Source organism: Candidatus Cloacimonas sp. (genome assembly GCA_039680785.1).
Lineage (GTDB): Bacteria > Cloacimonadota > Cloacimonadia > Cloacimonadales > Cloacimonadaceae > Cloacimonas.
The window spans coordinates 1-16,648 of record JBDKSF010000025.1 but is presented as its reverse complement, the minus strand read 5'-3'; the positions used below and the strand labels follow the sequence as shown (position 1 = coordinate 16,648).

11 protein-coding genes are annotated in these 16,648 nt (G+C 37.9%); 4 read left to right on the top strand and 7 right to left on the bottom strand.

The window, feature by feature from the left end; genetic code table 11:
* The first annotated feature begins 1,007 nt into the window (after positions 1-1,007).
* Together mprF and ABFC98_01050 are read left to right on the top strand one after the other, a co-directional pair.
* Entirely contained in the window at positions 1,008-3,554 is a 2,547-nt protein-coding gene (mprF, locus tag ABFC98_01055; protein MEN6444614.1) for a bifunctional lysylphosphatidylglycerol flippase/synthetase MprF, read from the top strand.
* Between the two features lie 809 nt (positions 3,555-4,363).
* Complete coding sequence (locus tag ABFC98_01050; protein MEN6444613.1) at positions 4,364-5,089, top strand: protein phosphatase 2C domain-containing protein; 726 nt, start codon at positions 4,364-4,366, stop codon at positions 5,087-5,089.
* 4 nt (positions 5,090-5,093) lie between these two features.
* Here ABFC98_01050 and ABFC98_01045 read toward each other — a convergent pair whose 3' ends face one another.
* The 4 genes from ABFC98_01045 to pyrR all read right to left on the bottom strand — a co-directional run bounded on the left by ABFC98_01045 (position 5,094) and on the right by pyrR (position 8,262).
* Positions 5,094-6,335 (bottom strand): T9SS type A sorting domain-containing protein, encoded by a 1,242-nt coding sequence (locus ABFC98_01045; protein ID MEN6444612.1) that lies wholly within the window; start codon positions 6,333-6,335, stop codon positions 5,094-5,096.
* A gap of 102 nt (positions 6,336-6,437) precedes the next feature.
* Positions 6,438-6,773 carry a hypothetical protein gene (locus ABFC98_01040; protein MEN6444611.1) on the bottom strand — a complete coding sequence of 112 codons (336 nt, stop codon included), beginning with the start codon at positions 6,771-6,773 and terminating at the stop codon, positions 6,438-6,440.
* Positions 6,774-6,959: 186 nt separating this feature from the next.
* Positions 6,960-7,748, bottom strand: a complete 789-nt coding sequence (pyrF, locus tag ABFC98_01035) for an orotidine-5'-phosphate decarboxylase (GenBank protein MEN6444610.1) — start codon at positions 7,746-7,748, stop codon at positions 6,960-6,962.
* Entirely contained in the window at positions 7,726-8,262 is a 537-nt protein-coding gene (pyrR, locus tag ABFC98_01030) for a bifunctional pyr operon transcriptional regulator/uracil phosphoribosyltransferase PyrR (protein MEN6444609.1), read from the bottom strand. The genes pyrF and pyrR overlap by 23 nt, the downstream gene beginning before the upstream one ends.
* 107 nt (positions 8,263-8,369) lie before the next feature.
* Here pyrR and ABFC98_01025 point away from each other — a divergent pair, with 107 nt between their 5' ends.
* Positions 8,370-8,513: a hypothetical protein gene (locus tag ABFC98_01025; GenBank protein ID MEN6444608.1), complete on the top strand. Its 144-nt coding sequence runs from the start codon at positions 8,370-8,372 to the stop codon at positions 8,511-8,513.
* Between the two features lie 165 nt (positions 8,514-8,678).
* Here ABFC98_01025 and ABFC98_01020 read toward each other — a convergent pair whose 3' ends face one another.
* The 3 genes from ABFC98_01020 to ABFC98_01010 are packed head-to-tail and all read right to left on the bottom strand — an operon-like array spanning position 8,679 to position 12,440.
* Positions 8,679-10,664 (bottom strand): pyruvate carboxylase subunit B, encoded by a 1,986-nt coding sequence (locus tag ABFC98_01020; protein MEN6444607.1) that lies wholly within the window; start codon positions 10,662-10,664, stop codon positions 8,679-8,681.
* A 12-nt stretch (positions 10,665-10,676) separates the two neighbouring features.
* On the bottom strand, positions 10,677-10,865 hold the full coding sequence (locus ABFC98_01015) for a hypothetical protein (GenBank protein MEN6444606.1): 189 nt from the start codon (positions 10,863-10,865) through the stop codon (positions 10,677-10,679).
* Between the two features lie 21 nt (positions 10,866-10,886).
* A complete protein-coding gene (locus ABFC98_01010) occupies positions 10,887-12,440 on the bottom strand; it encodes a carboxyl transferase domain-containing protein (GenBank protein ID MEN6444605.1) in 1,554 nt (517 codons plus the stop codon).
* Between the two features lie 379 nt (positions 12,441-12,819).
* Between ABFC98_01010 and ABFC98_01005 the strand changes: the two genes are divergently transcribed.
* The gene (locus tag ABFC98_01005; protein MEN6444604.1) at positions 12,820-16,017 is read left to right on the top strand and encodes a DEAD/DEAH box helicase; all 3,198 of its coding nucleotides are present in this window, start codon (positions 12,820-12,822) and stop codon (positions 16,015-16,017) included.
* Positions 16,018-16,648: the final 631 nt, after the last annotated feature.

The following is a 16,648-nucleotide window of genomic DNA, read 5'->3' as shown; positions in this document are numbered from 1 at the left end:
ATCACAAACAAAACCGATTTTAACTCAAAGGCCGACAGATTTGAGCGACGAGTTTTAACCCAGCGTAGAAATAATGGAGGGTTGACCTCCTGGTCAACCACAACAAGATATTTTTGCAATTACCTATAAGTTATGGAAAACTTGATAATTTGGTTGTAAGGGGAACGACGAGGAAGTGGTTCTTCCTTTATATATTCTCTCATAGATTAATCAGTAGAAACAAGGATTTTAGGATTTTAAGAGGATTGTATTTTATAACTGACGATTCGTCGGCTTTAGGTCAAAATCGGCCTTTTCTATGAGATAATTAGTGACATTGTTCAAAGATAGAAAAAAAGAATGATATTATGTGGAAGATCACAAACAAAACCGATTTTAACTCAAAGGCCTACAGATTTGAACGACGAGTTTTTAATCCGGCGTAGAAATAATGGAGGGTTGACCTCCTGGTCAACCACAACAAACAAACTATCAAGCTATTATAAATTTTCGCGGAAACTGTATAATTTGGTTGTAAGGTGAACGACGAGGCCGTCGTTCTTCCTTCATATATTCTCTCACAGATTAAATGTTAGAAACAAAGATTTTAGGATTAGAAGGATTGTATTTTATAATTGACGATTCGTCGGCTTTAAGTCAAAATCGGCCTTTTCTATGAATTATTAGTGACATTGTTCAAAGATGGGAAAAAAGAATGAAATTATGGGGAAGATCACAAACAAAACCGATTTTAACTCAAAGGCCGACAGATTTGAGCGATGGGGTTTTTAATCCGGCATAGAAATAATGGAGGGTTGACCTCCTGGTCAACCACAACAAGATATTTATGCAGTTACCTATAAGTTATAGGGAACTTGATAACTTGGCTATCAGGAGAACGAAACCCTATCATTCTTCCTAAAAAGTTTATTCCACAATTTAAAACAAATAAATTGACAAATTATTTGCTTCATAGTTAGAAGCTTTAACTAATGAGGGAAAAGCGAAAAAGGAAAGGAATAAACTTTATGGCAAAGAAGAAATATACTAATTTATTAAGCTTGTTCATTAGCTTAGGTTTCCTGATATTCGCTTATTGGATAATCCATAATAAATTACAGGCATACAGCTACCATCAAATTATTCAATCTTTGCATAGTATTCCTCAGTCAAAGATTTTTTTAGCTTTTGTATTCACTTGTTTCAGCTATCTGGTTATGACTTTATATGATTACTTAGCGTTAAAGTATGTAAATTTCAAATTATCCTATCCTAAGATTACTCTCTCTTCATTCATCAGTTATTCCTTTAGCAATAGTTTAGGACATCCTTTAATTACCGGAACAGTAAGATATAGGATATATTCCGGATGGGGTTTGAATGCAGTAGATATTATCAAAGTAATTGTATTTTGTTCTTATACAATTTGGTTAGGTTTTATCTTATTAATTGGTTCTTTATTCACTTTTACCACAGTAACCCTTCCCGTAAATTTTCCTTTCACTATCGTTTCCAAGCGTATATTAGGCATATTGCTTTTAAGTTTAATCTTAATATACATTGTAAGTTCTGCTTCCGGCAAGATAAATATAAAATTCAAAAAGGGAAGCATTACTTTTCCGCCCTTGAACATAGTATTTCCTCAATTATTGGTATCTGTAATTGATTGGTTGCTTGCCGGTTCTATATTGTACATTTTATTGCCTGCTGAAATAAATATCGGATATTTTAACTTTTTAGGATATTATCTTGTAGCTATGGCAATTGCAATTGTTAGTCAGGTTCCTGGAGGGATAGGTGTTTTTGAATCGGTAATGTTGATTATCCTGGGAAATTTTATCTCCCCTTTAAAAATTATGGGAGTTCTGCTTACCTATAGAGTAATTTATTATCTTGTTCCTTTAGGATTAGGTGCCGTCATTTTCACCGGAAAAGAATTATTATTGCAGCGAAAACAGATAAAATATGCCTTAAGTATGTATGATAGAATAATCTCCCCTTTTGCGCCCCAAGTTTATGCTATTCTAACTTTCTTAGCCGGTATTATTTTATTATTTTCTACAGTTACTCCTTCAGTTTATGGCAGAGTACTTTTGCTTTACAAATTCATTCCTATACCGATAATTGAACTTTCCCATTTTATCTGTAGTATTATAGGAATTGCCCTTTTATTTGTATCAAGGGGTTTACAAAAGAGAATTAATTCCGCTTATTGGCTGACAATTTTAATGCTAATTGCTGGCATCCTTGTTTCGTTATTAAAAGGATTTGATTACGAAGAAGCCATCATCTTAACTATAATGTTACTTCTCCTAATTCCAAGCAAGAATCACTTTTATAGGAAATCCTCATTAATTAATCAACCTTTTACTCCTTCCTGGATATTTTCCATTCTAATGGTCATAATCTCTGCATTTTGGCTCGGATTCTTTTCTTATAAGCATATAACTTATTCCAATGAATTGTGGTGGACTTTTAGTTTGCATGGAGATGCTCCCAGATTTTTAAGAGCGACAGTTGGAGTAACTTCTTTTCTGCTAATTTTGGGAATTGTCCAACTTTTACGGCATCCTGCTCCAACCAAAGAAATTAATCAGGATATGGATGCCATAAGGAAACTGGTGAAATATTCTGATGACTCCAATGTAAATCTTGCCTTTTTGGGAGACAAACTTTTCTTTTTTAATCAAGCTAAAACTGCTTTTATTATGTATGCCATAGAAGGAAGATGTTGGATTGCCATGGGTGAACCTGTTGGATTTCCAGAAGCCGTTTCAGAACTCGCTTGGCAGTTTAGAGAATATTGCGATAAAAATGGTGGAATTCCAGTTTTTTATCAAATTCGTCCTCAAACTCTTAATCTTTTTTTGGATATGGGATTAATTCCTTTTAAGATTGGAGAAAGAGCAAAAGTAGATTTAAAATCTTTCAATTTATCAGATCCAGAATTTAAAAGACAACGCAGAACAATTAGAAAAGTGGAAGAAACCGGATGTTCAACCGAAATATTACTTCCCGAACAAATCCCTGATATTTTACCCAAGCTAAGAGAAATATCTGATAGCTGGCTTAAATTGAAACACAAAAAAGAAAAAGGATTCTCCTTAGGTTTCTTTTCTGAAGAATATATCTCTGAATTTCCTATAATTTTAGTTAAAAAGGAAAATGAAATTGTTGCCTTTGCTAACATTTGGACTACCGAAAATAAAGAAATGTTTTCTGTAGATTTGATGCGTTACAATCCAGATAAAGTTAATGGAGTTATGGAATATATTTTTTTGAAACTTATGCTGTGGGCAAAAGAAAATCAATATCAATGGTTTGATCTGGGAAATGTTACTTTATCAGGTTTGCAGGATAGATCGATAGCTCCTCTCTGGCATAGAGTTGGCTCTCTAATTTTTCGTTTGGGAAGTTCTTATTATGGTTTGCAGGGATTAAGGCAATTTAAGGAAAAATTTAAACCTGTTTGGGAATCTGTTTATGTTGCTTCTCCTCAAGGAATTGTCCTTCCAGAAATTTTGATTAATATAACTAACTTAATTTCTAAGGGATATCGTCATAATCTAAAATAGGAAAAAGATTAAAGTCCTATCTCCTGCTAATAATTGCCAGACCATTGAGCCATTCGTGACAAGAACATTAGCTAAGATTATTGCATATAAAACTGAGGACAATGCTCTGTCATTATGTTATAACAAATTTAAGGGACACGCCCTAACTTTTGCAGGGCGACATTCTTCCAGTTTATCAATCACTTTTTAAATAAAATTCCCATAATTTTGTCTTCTATCTTAGTTGCTTGAGGACTTTAATTTAGCGTTCAACAACCCTTAATCAAGCGTTAACAATTAACGCTTGATTAAGGAGTGATAAACACTTGATTGACGCCTTGAAGCAAGAGAGAAAAGCGGAGCTGGTTTCCGATATGCTGTCCATTAATGTGGCAAATACCTTAGGGTAGATAAACACAAGAAGATAAGACATAATAGCGACCTAAAGTTTTACAGTTCAGGAAAAATGGGCGAACCAATCCTTTCTTGGCAACAAAACTGAAATTCACTAACGGACTTAACTCAGCTAATACAGTTACAAATTGGTGGAAAACTGCGTCATTTACAACATTATGACTATGGCTAATATGCAAAGGTTTGCATAGGATAAGTTACTACTGCAGTGCAGTTTAGTCATCATAGCATAACTAACGGATGTGATGATAATTATAAAGCACTCTATATTTTCATAAATTTATCATTCGGGATGTAAAATAAAAAAATTCAACCTATGAAAATAGTTCTTGCCAAGAAAAGAGGTTAAATAATTCTAACCCCCAGACGAGATTGATCTTTTTTTTAGGTACAAAAACTGCCTTAGGAGAATTTTGATGAGATTTGATGTCTCGTATTTCTGCCATTATGGTAATAGTGCAATAAAAAACCAGGACAGAGTTATTGTAAACGGAGATATTGTATCCTGCGGAGTAAAACATCTGGAAAATGTCGCTGCGCTTTTTTGTTTTGTAGCAGATGGAGTTGGTTGTTTGCAAAACAGCGAGAATGCCGCTCAGTATGTTTTGGAGCAGATTGATTATCTACGGTTGATTCCTGGACTTGACTGGTATGATTTAATCGAGTCATTTTTGCAAAATGCTAACCTAAAACTGGTACAAATGAATCGGGAAGCGGGAAAATTTGCTGAATCAGCCACAACTCTTTGCGGGCTTATCTATCGTGACCGAGTTTTCATTCCAATGAATGTAGGCGATTCAGAAATATGGCTTTACCGGAATAAAGATTTGCTTCGCATAACCAGACCGCATTTAGAATATGAACACATCCCCAATAGTCCTATTATAAACTATTTTGGTTCTACTCTACCCCATATGTATATTGATTTTAGCACCAAGGTATCCACTCTTTTGCCAGGTGATAATTTAGTGGTTACCACAGACGGTCTGCTGAAAGCAATTAGCAAAAAGGAACTGATGCAAACTTTGGAAGAAAAAGCGCCGCTTAGGCAAAAGATCAATAATCTGTTTTTTCAGCTCTCAACTCAGGATAATCCTGACAATCTGGGAGCCATCTTCATTCAGGTGAAAAAGGACGCATAGCCCGTTATTTAACTACTGCCAGTTTATTGCTTGCCAAAGGTTTTCCGGCTTTGTCCCGTAAAACCAATAGATAAATCCCTGCCGCTACTTTAGTGGAATTAAAACTGTTTAAATCCCAGTTTAAGGTGCTCTCTTTCGTAACTCCCGAAATTTCCATACTTCTCACCAATTGACCTTTCAGGTTGTAAATATTCAGTTCTGCCGGCTCAGGGCTATCTTTACAAATGGCAATATTAGCATAAGCCGTGGCTGGATTGGGATAGGCAGATATTTTTGCCATAGGTATTGGCGGATTTACGGGATCTTCTATTCCTACCAAAAAACTGGTTAAATAAAAGCACCCATCGGAATTTAACACATAAAAGGAAAGGGTATTGATATAGGGAAAAATACCCATCTGCTTAACTGGTTTATTAATGTAAGGATGATTAAAGAGAGATACGGTTCCATTGGAGCGAAACATTCCCACATAGGAACTATCCTCATAACATTCTCTCCAGCCAAGGGTTACATTGTTATTGAAAATAGGGCCTATGCAAGCAAGGGCGGAAGTATAAAGAATATTTTCCCAGTTTGCGCCAAAATCATTGGAACGCCAAAGTCCGTCCGAATCACTTGTTACATCCATAATGGCATATAGAATGCCATTGTCGTCAAACCTGAAACTACTGAGATTACTAATTGATGACTGATGCCAGTTTAGTCCATTATCATTAGTATAGTAAGCTATTGAGCCATTATTCGTTACGATATTGTTACCATACCAAGCAAGAGAACTGCACTCATTTAAACCGAGAGAATTAATCCGTGACCAGTTATATCCATTCGTTGAACGATACAAACCATCACGCTCTCCCACATAATATAATTGACTATTGGGGTTATATTTAACGAAATTAGGAAGCATAAACCAATCATTCAATTGCCAGGTATGCGTGTGAATGTCAAAGTTGTAAATTCCATCACTGAATGTCATTTCCCCCATAGCAACCAACATTGTGTCTGCATTCAACATACAAGTACTTCTAACAGGTAAACCATTAACATAATAGGAATAGCTATTCCATTCACCATTTTCCCAAAGACAAAGTTTTTCTTGCTCATTTATCCGCGTTCCAAAACTGGCGGGCTCTTGGTCTAAATTGGCACAATTAAAATCATCTGCCTCAGGACCAAATACATCAACTTGGAATGCGGAACAGAGAACTGACCAACTAAATAGCATAAGAATAAAAATCTTCCTCATATCTTCCTCCTCTTCCAGAAAAATGAGTTCAGAATATCAACTTTCTATATAAACTAAGCGAAAAACAAGAAAAAGCAAATTATCAGGCAGCACAAGATTAATTTACTTTTGTGGTGACATCGCGCTTCCCGTCATCACGGAAATACTGGTGAACAATGTCCCCAATTGACTGGATGATAGATTTTTCAAATTCTGTAAATTGAGAAATGATTTTGCCCCCGGCATAATTTCCTTTACAATGGATTTCTGGCTCTGCTCCAAAATCCACTTTATTATATAATCCTGTTCCGCAAAACTTTGCTGATGACTGATTGCTGCCTTATGGCTTCTATCTTTTAAGCGAATTTTACGGGTCTGGTTAACCATTGTGCGGTAAAAAATATTTTGATTCTGTGGAGTGATGCCCTTGGCATTAATCAGACAATTTATTCCTGGCATTGGTTCTCCTTAATTTCCAGAAGATTCACTTTGGTCTTATCCGCTTAAAAAAAACGATTCGGAATCCAATTGGGATAATGCTCTTAAGATCAATATCTGTTCAAATATATTAAGATGGAGAGCAGAAAATCCCTTTGGCGATTATTTTAACCAAGGAACAGGGAGATTCAATACTCTCTATGATCCTTATAAATCTTCGCTTTCCGCTATTTTTCTTGCTTCCTCTCTGGCAGCAGAGGCAAAATTATGATCCTGGGAGGCAAAAATGATTCCCCGTGAGCTATTAACTAAGATATTAGGTGTTGCTTCACTATATTTTGCCTGCTGTAAAACTGTTTTTAGGTCTCCCCCTTGAGCTCCAATGCCAGGAATAAGTAATATCCGATCCTGTAATAAATTACGCATCTTTTTCAAGTCCGCGCTTTGGGTTGCTCCCACTACAGCTCCAAAATTCTCTTTGGGATAATTTTGCAGCCAGTTAGCTATTTTCTCTGCCATACCATTTTTCAAAAAATCGGATGCTCCCGGATTGGAAGTTAAGCATAAAACAAAGGCAAAACCGTTCTTATCCAAAACTGGTTGCATTACATCTTTTCCCATAAGCGGGTTAAGAGTAATGGCATCAACTTTGAGGTCCTTAAAAAATGCCGTTAGATAGGAATTCATTGTGTTGCCAATATCGCCCACTTTTACATCCAATATAACAGGAATATTATCCGGAACAAAATCTACTGTTTTGTATAAAGCATCCAAACCGCGTAATCCGTCTGCCAAATAGAAAGCTAAATTGGGTTTATAGGCACAAGCATAATCCAAAGTTGCTTCAATTATGGCTTTATTGAATTCCCAAATAGGGTTTTGGGCATTTTTCACCTCTTTAGGAAGCTGGCTAAAATCTGAATCCAGGCCTACGCAAAGAACAGATTTTGTATTTCTATAGCGTTCCTGATATTTAGACCAAAACGATTTTGACACTATCTTCCCCATCTAAATCTTCCAGCGAGACCTTGATAATTTCCTCTTTGGAAGTAGGAACATTTTTACCTACATAATCCGCTTTAATAGGCAGTTCACGATGCCCGCGATCAATTAAGACAGCCAATTGAATTTGTTTCGGTCTGCCAAAATCCATCAAGGCATCAATGGCAGCGCGAACTGTTCTGCCTGTATAAAGAACATCATCCACTAACACAATTACCGCGTCCTCAATTTCAAAATCGATGGCAGAACCTTTTATGATGGGTTGATGACTGATTGTGGAAAGATCGTCACGGTAAAGAGTAATATCCAAAATTCCAACCGGAATTTCCTGATTTGTTATCAGTTTTAAGTAACTGGAAAGTCGTTCTGCTAAAGGAACTCCTCTGGAACGAATACCCACCAGGCGAATTTTTTCCAGTCCGCGGTTTTGTTCAATAATTTCGTGAGCCATTCTTTGTAAAGAACGCTCCATTTGGTCTTTGTCCATAATTTGACTTTTTACTTGCATTTTACCTCCTAACTACAAGTGGTGTGGGTGAAAGGGTGAAAGGGTGGAAGGGTGGAAGGGTGGAAAAGTGGAAAGGTGAAAAAGTGGAAAGGTGAAAAGGTGGAAAAGTGGAAAGGTGGAAGGGTGGAAGGGTGAAAAAGTGGAAAGGTGGAAAGGTGAAAGGGTGGAAAAGTGAAAGGGTGAAAAAGTGGAAGGGTGGAAAGGTGAAAAGGTGGAAAAGTGAAACCCAGGTTGAACATAGTAAAGAATGAGACAGTATCACTTGCCAAACCTGCATATCTTTGTAATTATACATCTCATCTGCCTTTTCTTATATTTTTTAAGAGAATCATCTATCCCCTGTCAACATAAAACAGGACTGCAACTCAATTTATTCCTATGTTTCACTTTTCCACCTTTCCACTTTTCCACTTTTTTTACTTCACAACCGCTAACACATCCCCTTTAGCAACATTCGCTCCTCCGGAAAAGGGTGCATCAACCAGCACACCATCAACTGGAGAGGGAATATTATTATACATTTTCATTGCTTCCAAAACTAAAACTGTTTCTCCCTGTTTAATAGGGTCACCAATCTTTTTCTCATAGCGGACAAACATTCCTGGCATCGGTGAAGTTATTTTGGTGCCACCTTCTATAGAAGCTACAGGCGCTGATTTATGTTCCGGAGCAGGATTTGAAGCTCTTACTTGGGGAGTAGGGTTATTAACTGGTTTAACAACCGGGTCCGAATTTCGCATTGCAGGACGCGAACTTATAATTTTAGGAGCTCCCCCTTTCTCAGAGACCTCTACCAAGTAATAAGTATCATCAACATAAACATCAAATTGACGCAGATCTTGCGGTTTTTCTTTAGGTTCGGTTTTTTCTATCAGTTTTCCAGCTTTAGCTTTATTAATCAATTCTTCTTCCTTTTTTATATCTTCCAGAGTTTTGGGTTTCATTTCTTCCGGCATTGGCTCCAAGCCATATTTTATGCGTAAGAATTTCTTGCCTGTAATATTATAGAGGGCAACAATCAGTTCATCGTCTATGTTTTTAGCCAAGCCCTCACATTCTTTATGAACTTTCTCCATCGCGGGGGGAATTACATCTCCCGGACGGCAGGTAATGGGAGTTTCACCTTTAGGATAACCTTTCAGTGCTTTCTTTTGCACTTCCGGATTGATCGGCAGAGTAGTTTTTCCATATAAACCATAGCAAAGGTCTTTCACTTGTTCCGTTATGCGTGCATATTCACCTTCATAAGTATCAAATAAAGCATTGTTAACTGCCTGGATACCAACAATTTGACTGGTGGGAGTAACTAAAGGAATCTGTCCCAGGTCTTTTCGCACTTTAGGAATTTCTTTAAACACATCTTCCAATTTATCCAATGCGTCCATTTCCCTTAGCTGATTTACCAAATTGGAAAGCATTCCTCCCGGGGTCTGATGAATAATCACATCGGTATCAATTATGGAGAACTTGGTAGTATCTGCAAATTCCATATACTTGGGAATATCTTTCTCCATTGCTTTACCGATTTTATTCAGCAACTTAATATCAAAACCGGTATCGCGATTAGTTCCCAAAAGGGTTATCACCAATGGCTCAATGGCTGGATGCGAAGTTCGATAAGCATAGGGCCCTACACAAGTATCAATAATATCTACTCCGGCTTCAATTGCCTTTAGCAAAGCCAAATCTCCCATTCCGGAGGTGAAGTGAGTATGCAAATGCACTGGAACTTTCACATTTTCTTTCAGTGCTTTTATAAGATCATAAGCATCGTAAGGTGCAACAATTCCAGCCATATCTTTAATGCAAATTGTATCTGCACCCATTTCTTCCAACTGCTTAGCTTTTTTAACATAATAGTCAATATTATAAATATCTCCGCCCATCCGCTGTTCGGTTAAGGAATAGCAAATGGCGCCTTCAAAGAGCTTTTTATTCTTTTTTATAATTTTAACGGCTGTTTGGAAATTGCGAAAATCGTTTAAAGCGTCAAACACCCGGAAAATATCTATGCCATTATCGCAACAGCGCTGAACAAATGCTTCCACTACATCATCTGCGTAATTTTGGTAACCAACCAGATTTTGACCTCTAAGCAACATAGAAAAGGGAGTTTTGGTTATATGCTTTTTCAGAACTCTAATGCGCTCCCAAGGGTCTTCTCCCAAATAACGATGCATCGTATCAAAGGTTGCTCCGCCCCAAACCTCCATAGAATAAAAACCAACCTGATCCATCAATTCTGCCACATTTAGCATATCTTCAGTTCTGCCCCGAGTAGCAAAAAGTGACTGATGTCCATCCCTAAAAGTTAAATCCTGAACTTTAACAGGATTTGCCGCTTTCGGACGGTCTGATTCATAATGCATAGTAGTGATATTTACGCAACTATGTTGATCCATTTATATCTCCTTTTATCTGCTTCTTTTAATTACTCTGCGTTGAGTTAAATCACGGTATTGCATAGTTAACTGTCTGCCATAAGCAGTATAGGGTTGGCTGGGAATTCCCCTAACCGGTTCCTTATATTGTTCAAATGTCTCTTCACTTTGAATTAGGGTTAAAACTGCTCCAATGGCAGCAATTTCTTTTTTATCTTTCATAATCCTGTTTCCTTGTTATGTTTAGAGAGGAATGTTACCATGCTTTTTGGGAGGCAAACTTTCACTCTTGGTGCAAAGTATTTCCAAAGCGTCTATTAAGCGTTTACGAGTTTCCGAAGGAACGATGACCGCATCCACATAACCACGCGAAGCAGCAACATAAGGATTGTTGAACTGCTCTTCATAAATCTTGATCATTTCCTGCCTTTTGGCTTCTTGATCTTCAGCAGAAGCGATTTCTTTCCGGAAAATAATATTTGCTGCACCTTGAGCGCCCATAACGGCAATTTCAGCAGTGGGCCAAGCAAAAACCATATCTGCCCCTAAATGTCTGCTACTCATAGCTATATAGCTTCCCCCATAGTCTTTTCTGGTAACCACTGTCAATTTAGGAACCGTAGCTTCGGAATAACACCATAAAAGCTTGGCTCCGTGACGAATAATGCCATTCCATTCTTGATGCGTTCCCGGAAGGTAACCTGGCACATCCACAAAAGTGATTAACGGAATATTGAAAGCATCACAAAACCGCACAAAACGCGTTGATTTATCGGAAGCGTCAATATCCAAACAACCGGCTAAAAAAGCTGGCTGACTGGCTATGATGCCAATTGTCCTTCCATTTAAATGACTAAAACCAATAATCACATTTTGGGCATAATAATAGTGGGGCTCAAAAAAGATGCCATCATCAACTACGCTATGAATCACATCTCGCATATCATAACTCATTTTAGGATCGTCTGGAATAATGGAATCCAGCTCCAGGCACAAACGCCAGGGATCATCATTTGTTTTTATCCGGGGTGGCTCTTCCATATTATTAGAAGGCAAATAGGACAGCAGCACTTTTATCTGTTCAATGGCATCGGCATCGCTTTCACACGCAAAATGGGCATTTCCACTTTTGCTGTTGTGAGCCATTGCACCCCCCAAATCTTCCTGATTTGTATCTTCGCCAGTTACAGTTCGAATTACATCAGGACCGGTAATGAACATAAAGCTGGTATTTTTCACCATAAACACAAAGTCCGTCATTGCAGGAGAATAAACGGCTCCCCCTGCACAGGGACCCATAATTGCCGTTAATTGAGGAATTACACCACTGGCACGCGAATTACGGAAAAAGATATCTCCATAACCTTTTAGAGCATCAACTCCTTCTTGAATACGGGCTCCACCAGAGTCCTGAATACCCACTAAAGGGACTCCACTTTTTAATGCCATATCCATAACTTTACAAATTTTGGCAGCATGCATTTCGCCCAAAGAACCCCCGCGAGAAGTAAAATCTTGACTGAAGGCAAAAACCGGACGACCATCAACTAAACCGTGACCAGTTATAACTCCGTCGGAAGGGATTTCAATTTTTTCCATACCAAAATTGTCACAACGGTGTGCAACAAACATATCCAGTTCCCGAAAAGTGCCTTCATCAAAAAGCAAGTTTATGCGTTCCCTGGCTGTTAATTTTCCGCCTTGTTTTTGCTTGGCAACTGCCTTTTCGCCACCCATTTGGAGAATTTTTTCTTCTTTTTCCAGTAATTTCTGGATTGCTTCTTTGGTTGATTGCATTTACTTCCTCACTATATATCAGATAATTTATTTTGAACTTCGCTTGCCTTGAATCAGCTGTAATATGGCATTGCAAATATAGTCCAATGTGATTTTGTTATATAAGCCCTTTTCTGATAATGCTTTTTTTTGTCAAATCAAATTTATGGAAGTTCGGAAGAGTTGATTCCTTTTTCCATAATCAAAAATATTTAGGAAGTTGCTAAAAGGTAATATAGGAACTCCATAACTCAGCAAACAAGAAACTGATGCAACTGCCTATCTTCCTTTAAAAACCCATCTTTGGCAAACTTCAGCCCTATTTACAGCTTTTTCAATTGACAGATTTACTCTCTTTTATCTAAATGAACCGATTAACTATAAAAGGACTATACAATAGATGGCTCGCCTCTTTGCCAAGGATTATCATAGCCAATCTGATAGCTGGTATTTCAATCAAGCAATCATTGTTTTGGAAAAAGATGATTTATGGTTTTGGAAAACCCGCAATGAAGATGGAAACTATCAAATTCGCTTTTTTCCTGCTCCTGATAAAAAGGAGTATTTTGCCGAATTTGTAGATATTGTTTTTAACCCCGAAACCGAACTGATTGTTGCGCATACTTGTTCTGAATGTGGAACTTATGATTCCTGTCGTCATTATCTTTCCATTTTACGCTATGCTTATCTTTATTTAAGCACGCGTATTTTTGAGGAGGACACAATTGAGACCTGTGATGGAACTGCTTTGGCTGGCAATGAATTATGGCTAAATATCGCCCGTAATGCCAAAATATATGTAGAAGGCATTTATAATCCGGAGACCGATAAAATTCGTTTTTATCATAATGCTTTTGATCCTTTGGACCCTGTTTTAATCGGAAATTTGTATAAAAACAATGAACTGGATGAAGCACAATTAAAACAAGCAGAATATTATCTTGCCAATTTAGGCGCTTTTTCAGATGAAGACAGACATCTTTTCTGCCATTTAAATAAAAATAGAGCTGCTTACAGTCAAAAAAACAAATTCTGGTCTATCTATAAAAATGACTTTGCCGAAGCCCTATTGATTATGCAAAATTGTCACACGCATTTTATTATCAAAGAAACCGGCGAGGAGCTAATTTTTCAGCCCCAGCCCTATCCCCTATCTTTAAGAATTGAGCCAGCTGGAACTAAGAATTATGCTTTAAAAGCAGTAATTGTAGATGAACTTTCTGCCTGGTTTGCAGGATACCCTGTGTGGTTGTTTTTTCGCAACCGGGTTTACAACGTAAATCTTCCGTTTCGGCATAATTTGATCGATAATATTTTTAGCAGCGGCGAAATTCTCTCTGCCCGAGATTTGATTTATTTCCGTTGCATCGTTCATCGCGAACTTAGTGAGCAGGGTATTTATCTTGATTTTGACGAAAGCATTATCCTGCCGGAGATCATAGATGAAAAACCCCTGAAGCGTTTACATATCAAAAAATTGGGTGATAAAATATTGGTTGGCGGCACTTTGGTATTTTCCAGGGAAAGAGAAATACCGCTTTCGGTTCTTCGTTTTCAAAAACCCTTGGTTCATTCCCATTATACTTCTGAGGGTAATGAAGGAGATGCCTGGTTTCATCTTACTTATGACCTTTTTGCCAAAACCAAGGAATTGCTAACAAAACTCCCTGAACCCGAAATGAACCGTTTGGAACAATTTGCGGAACTGGTTTTCAGCGGAGAAGAAAGAATTGCCCAATTAAAATCCGCCCTTTTTAACCTTAGTGACGAGGACTGGGATATTCAAATTGAGCCGGAGTTACAAGATTATTTCATTGCCAAAATTCCTCTACAGGTGGAAATTATAGCTCGCAAAGATATTGATATTGATTGGTTTACTTATGAAGTTCGCTATCATTATCGGGATCTTAGTTTTACTTATGACGAACTTAAACATTTCTTCCGCAGCAAAGAAGAATTTTTACATACGGCTGATGGACACCTTATCTTTATCAGCAATCCGCAGGTCTTTTATGAAGTGGAAGAACTCATTTCTCGCAGTGAACAAAAAGCAGATCAAGTATATCGTTCCCGCCTGATGAATCTACCCTATTATTTACGCTTGCGGGAAGCAAATCCGGCATTTAGAATGCAGGGAGATGAATGGTTGGAAGGTCTTTATGATGCCTTAATCAAAAGACGCTTAGAAAGCATTGAATCCTTGCCTCTTTATCTTCAGACCGTTTTGCGTGGCTATCAAAAAGGCGGGGTTGCCTGGATTAAAATGTTGGCGCATTATCACTTAAATGGTATTCTTGCCGATGAAATGGGTCTGGGAAAAACCATTCAAGCACTTTCTGCCATCATTTCTACAACAACGGGACAGATATCACTGGTAATTTGCCCTAAAACATTACTTTACAACTGGGCTGCCGAAATTGACAAATTTCACACAAATATCCCTTATACTATTGTAGAAGGTAACAAGAATACCCGCATTGAAATTCTTTCCAATCCGAATGTTCGGCTCTTTATTATGAGTTATTCTATGGTTTTGGGAGATATTGCCTATCTGAAAAATTTGGACTTTGAATGGATTGTTCTGGATGAGGCACAAAACATCAAGAATGTATCCGCCCAGCGCACTTTCGCCATAAAAAAACTGAACAGCAAACACCGCTTGGCTTTAACTGGAACCCCCATTGAGAATAATTTAACCGAACTTTGGTCTATCTTTGATTTTTTAAACCCTGGCTATTTGGGAACACTAAACAAATTTAAACAAAACTTCCTTCCCGCTGAAGGAGAAAATAATGCTCGCCTTTCTTTGCAAAGGATGGCTGCTCCTTTTTTACTGAGAAGAGTGAAAAAAGATGTCCTGCTTGAACTTCCCGATAAACAAGAACAAATTTCATGGTGCAAACTAAATCCTCTCCAAGAAAAACTTTACTTGCAAATCTTGGATATGGTGCATAAAAAGCTTCTGCCCGAAGGCAATGCAATGCCAAATTATCTTCATATTTTAGCGGCACTTACAAAACTGCGCCAAGTATGTAATCACCCCCATCTTGCCAATAGCGACATACTGCCAGAACTGGAGGCATCTTCCAAATTGGAACAACTTTTGGAATTGGCTATCGAAGCAACATCTGCAGGACATAAGGTCTTGGTTTTCAGTCAGTTTGTCCAAATGCTAACCATTATTCGTAAAGTTTTTGATGCCAATTCTTTATCCTATTGTTATCTGGATGGACAAACCAAAGATAGAGTCACTCCCGTAAAACGCTTTGAGACCAATCCCGATATCAAGCTTTTCTTAATTTCCTTAAAAACGGGAGGAACAGGGCTAAATTTAACCGCCGCCGATACAGTTATTTTATATGACCCTTGGTGGAATCCAATGGTGGAAAATCAAGCAATCGATAGAACTCATAGAATTGGCCAAACCCAAAAAGTTCAGGTCTTTCGTTTGATCACCAAAGGCACTGTGGAAGAAAAGATTTTGCAACTGCAGGAAAGTAAACGCGAACTTTTTGATACCGTTATTGAAGGCGGACAAAATGTGCTGAAGACAATGACCAAGGAAGATATAAAATCGCTTTTCAGCTATTCTGAATAATGATTGTGAAACTACAGGTTCAGTGAGTTATCTTTTTGTTGGAAAGTGGAAAAGTGGAAAAGTGGAAAAGTGGAAAGGTGGAAAAGTGGAAAGGTGGAAAAGTGGAAGGTGGAAAAGTGGAAAAGTGAAAAAGTGAAACCCAGGGTAAACATCGTAAGATTGATAGATTATAAAAGTCATAAGTTATTGTGTAGCCGGAGCTCTGCATTTTGTGTAGCCGGAGCTCGCTGAAGCTCCGCATACTTTTAATTATTATGTTTGCGGAGGAACAGCGTCCTCAATCTACACATCAAAATCCCCGTTTCTAAAAACTAAATCTGCGTAATCTGTGAGAGTACCGGCGCTCGCTGTAGCGCCGAATAAATAAGGCGGAACAGCGTCCTCAATCTACGCATCAAAATCCTCGTTTCTAAAAACTAAATCTGTGTCATCTGTGAGAGTACCGGCCCTCGCTGTAGCGCTGAATAAATAAGGCGGAACAGCGTCCGCCTGTACCAAGAACGGCGTCCCCGTCGTTCCCCTTACAGCTGAGTTATCAAGTTTCCGCCTTATTTTATGATAGCTTGAAAGTTTATTTGTTGTGGTTGACGAGGACGTCAACCCTCCTGTATTTTGCCGCCTGGTTAATATC

Excerpts from the sequence above, each read along its gene's own strand:
- mprF (MEN6444614.1), top strand. The coding sequence starts at position 1,008 with ATGGCAAAGAAGAAATATACTAATTTATTAAGCTTGTTCATTAGCTTA.
- ABFC98_01020 (MEN6444607.1), bottom strand. The coding sequence starts at position 10,664 with ATGGATCAACATAGTTGCGTAAATATCACTACTATGCATTATGAATCA.
- ABFC98_01015 (MEN6444606.1), bottom strand. The coding sequence starts at position 10,865 with ATGAAAGATAAAAAAGAAATTGCTGCCATTGGAGCAGTTTTAACCCTA.
- ABFC98_01010 (MEN6444605.1), bottom strand. The coding sequence starts at position 12,440 with ATGCAATCAACCAAAGAAGCAATCCAGAAATTACTGGAAAAAGAAGAA.
- ABFC98_01005 (MEN6444604.1), top strand. The coding sequence starts at position 12,820 with ATGGCTCGCCTCTTTGCCAAGGATTATCATAGCCAATCTGATAGCTGG.
- ABFC98_01045 (MEN6444612.1), bottom strand. The coding sequence starts at position 6,335 with ATGAGGAAGATTTTTATTCTTATGCTATTTAGTTGGTCAGTTCTCTGT.
- ABFC98_01050 (MEN6444613.1), top strand. The coding sequence starts at position 4,364 with ATGAGATTTGATGTCTCGTATTTCTGCCATTATGGTAATAGTGCAATA.
- ABFC98_01040 (MEN6444611.1), bottom strand. The coding sequence starts at position 6,773 with ATGCCAGGAATAAATTGTCTGATTAATGCCAAGGGCATCACTCCACAG.
- pyrR (MEN6444609.1), bottom strand. The coding sequence starts at position 8,262 with ATGCAAGTAAAAAGTCAAATTATGGACAAAGACCAAATGGAGCGTTCT.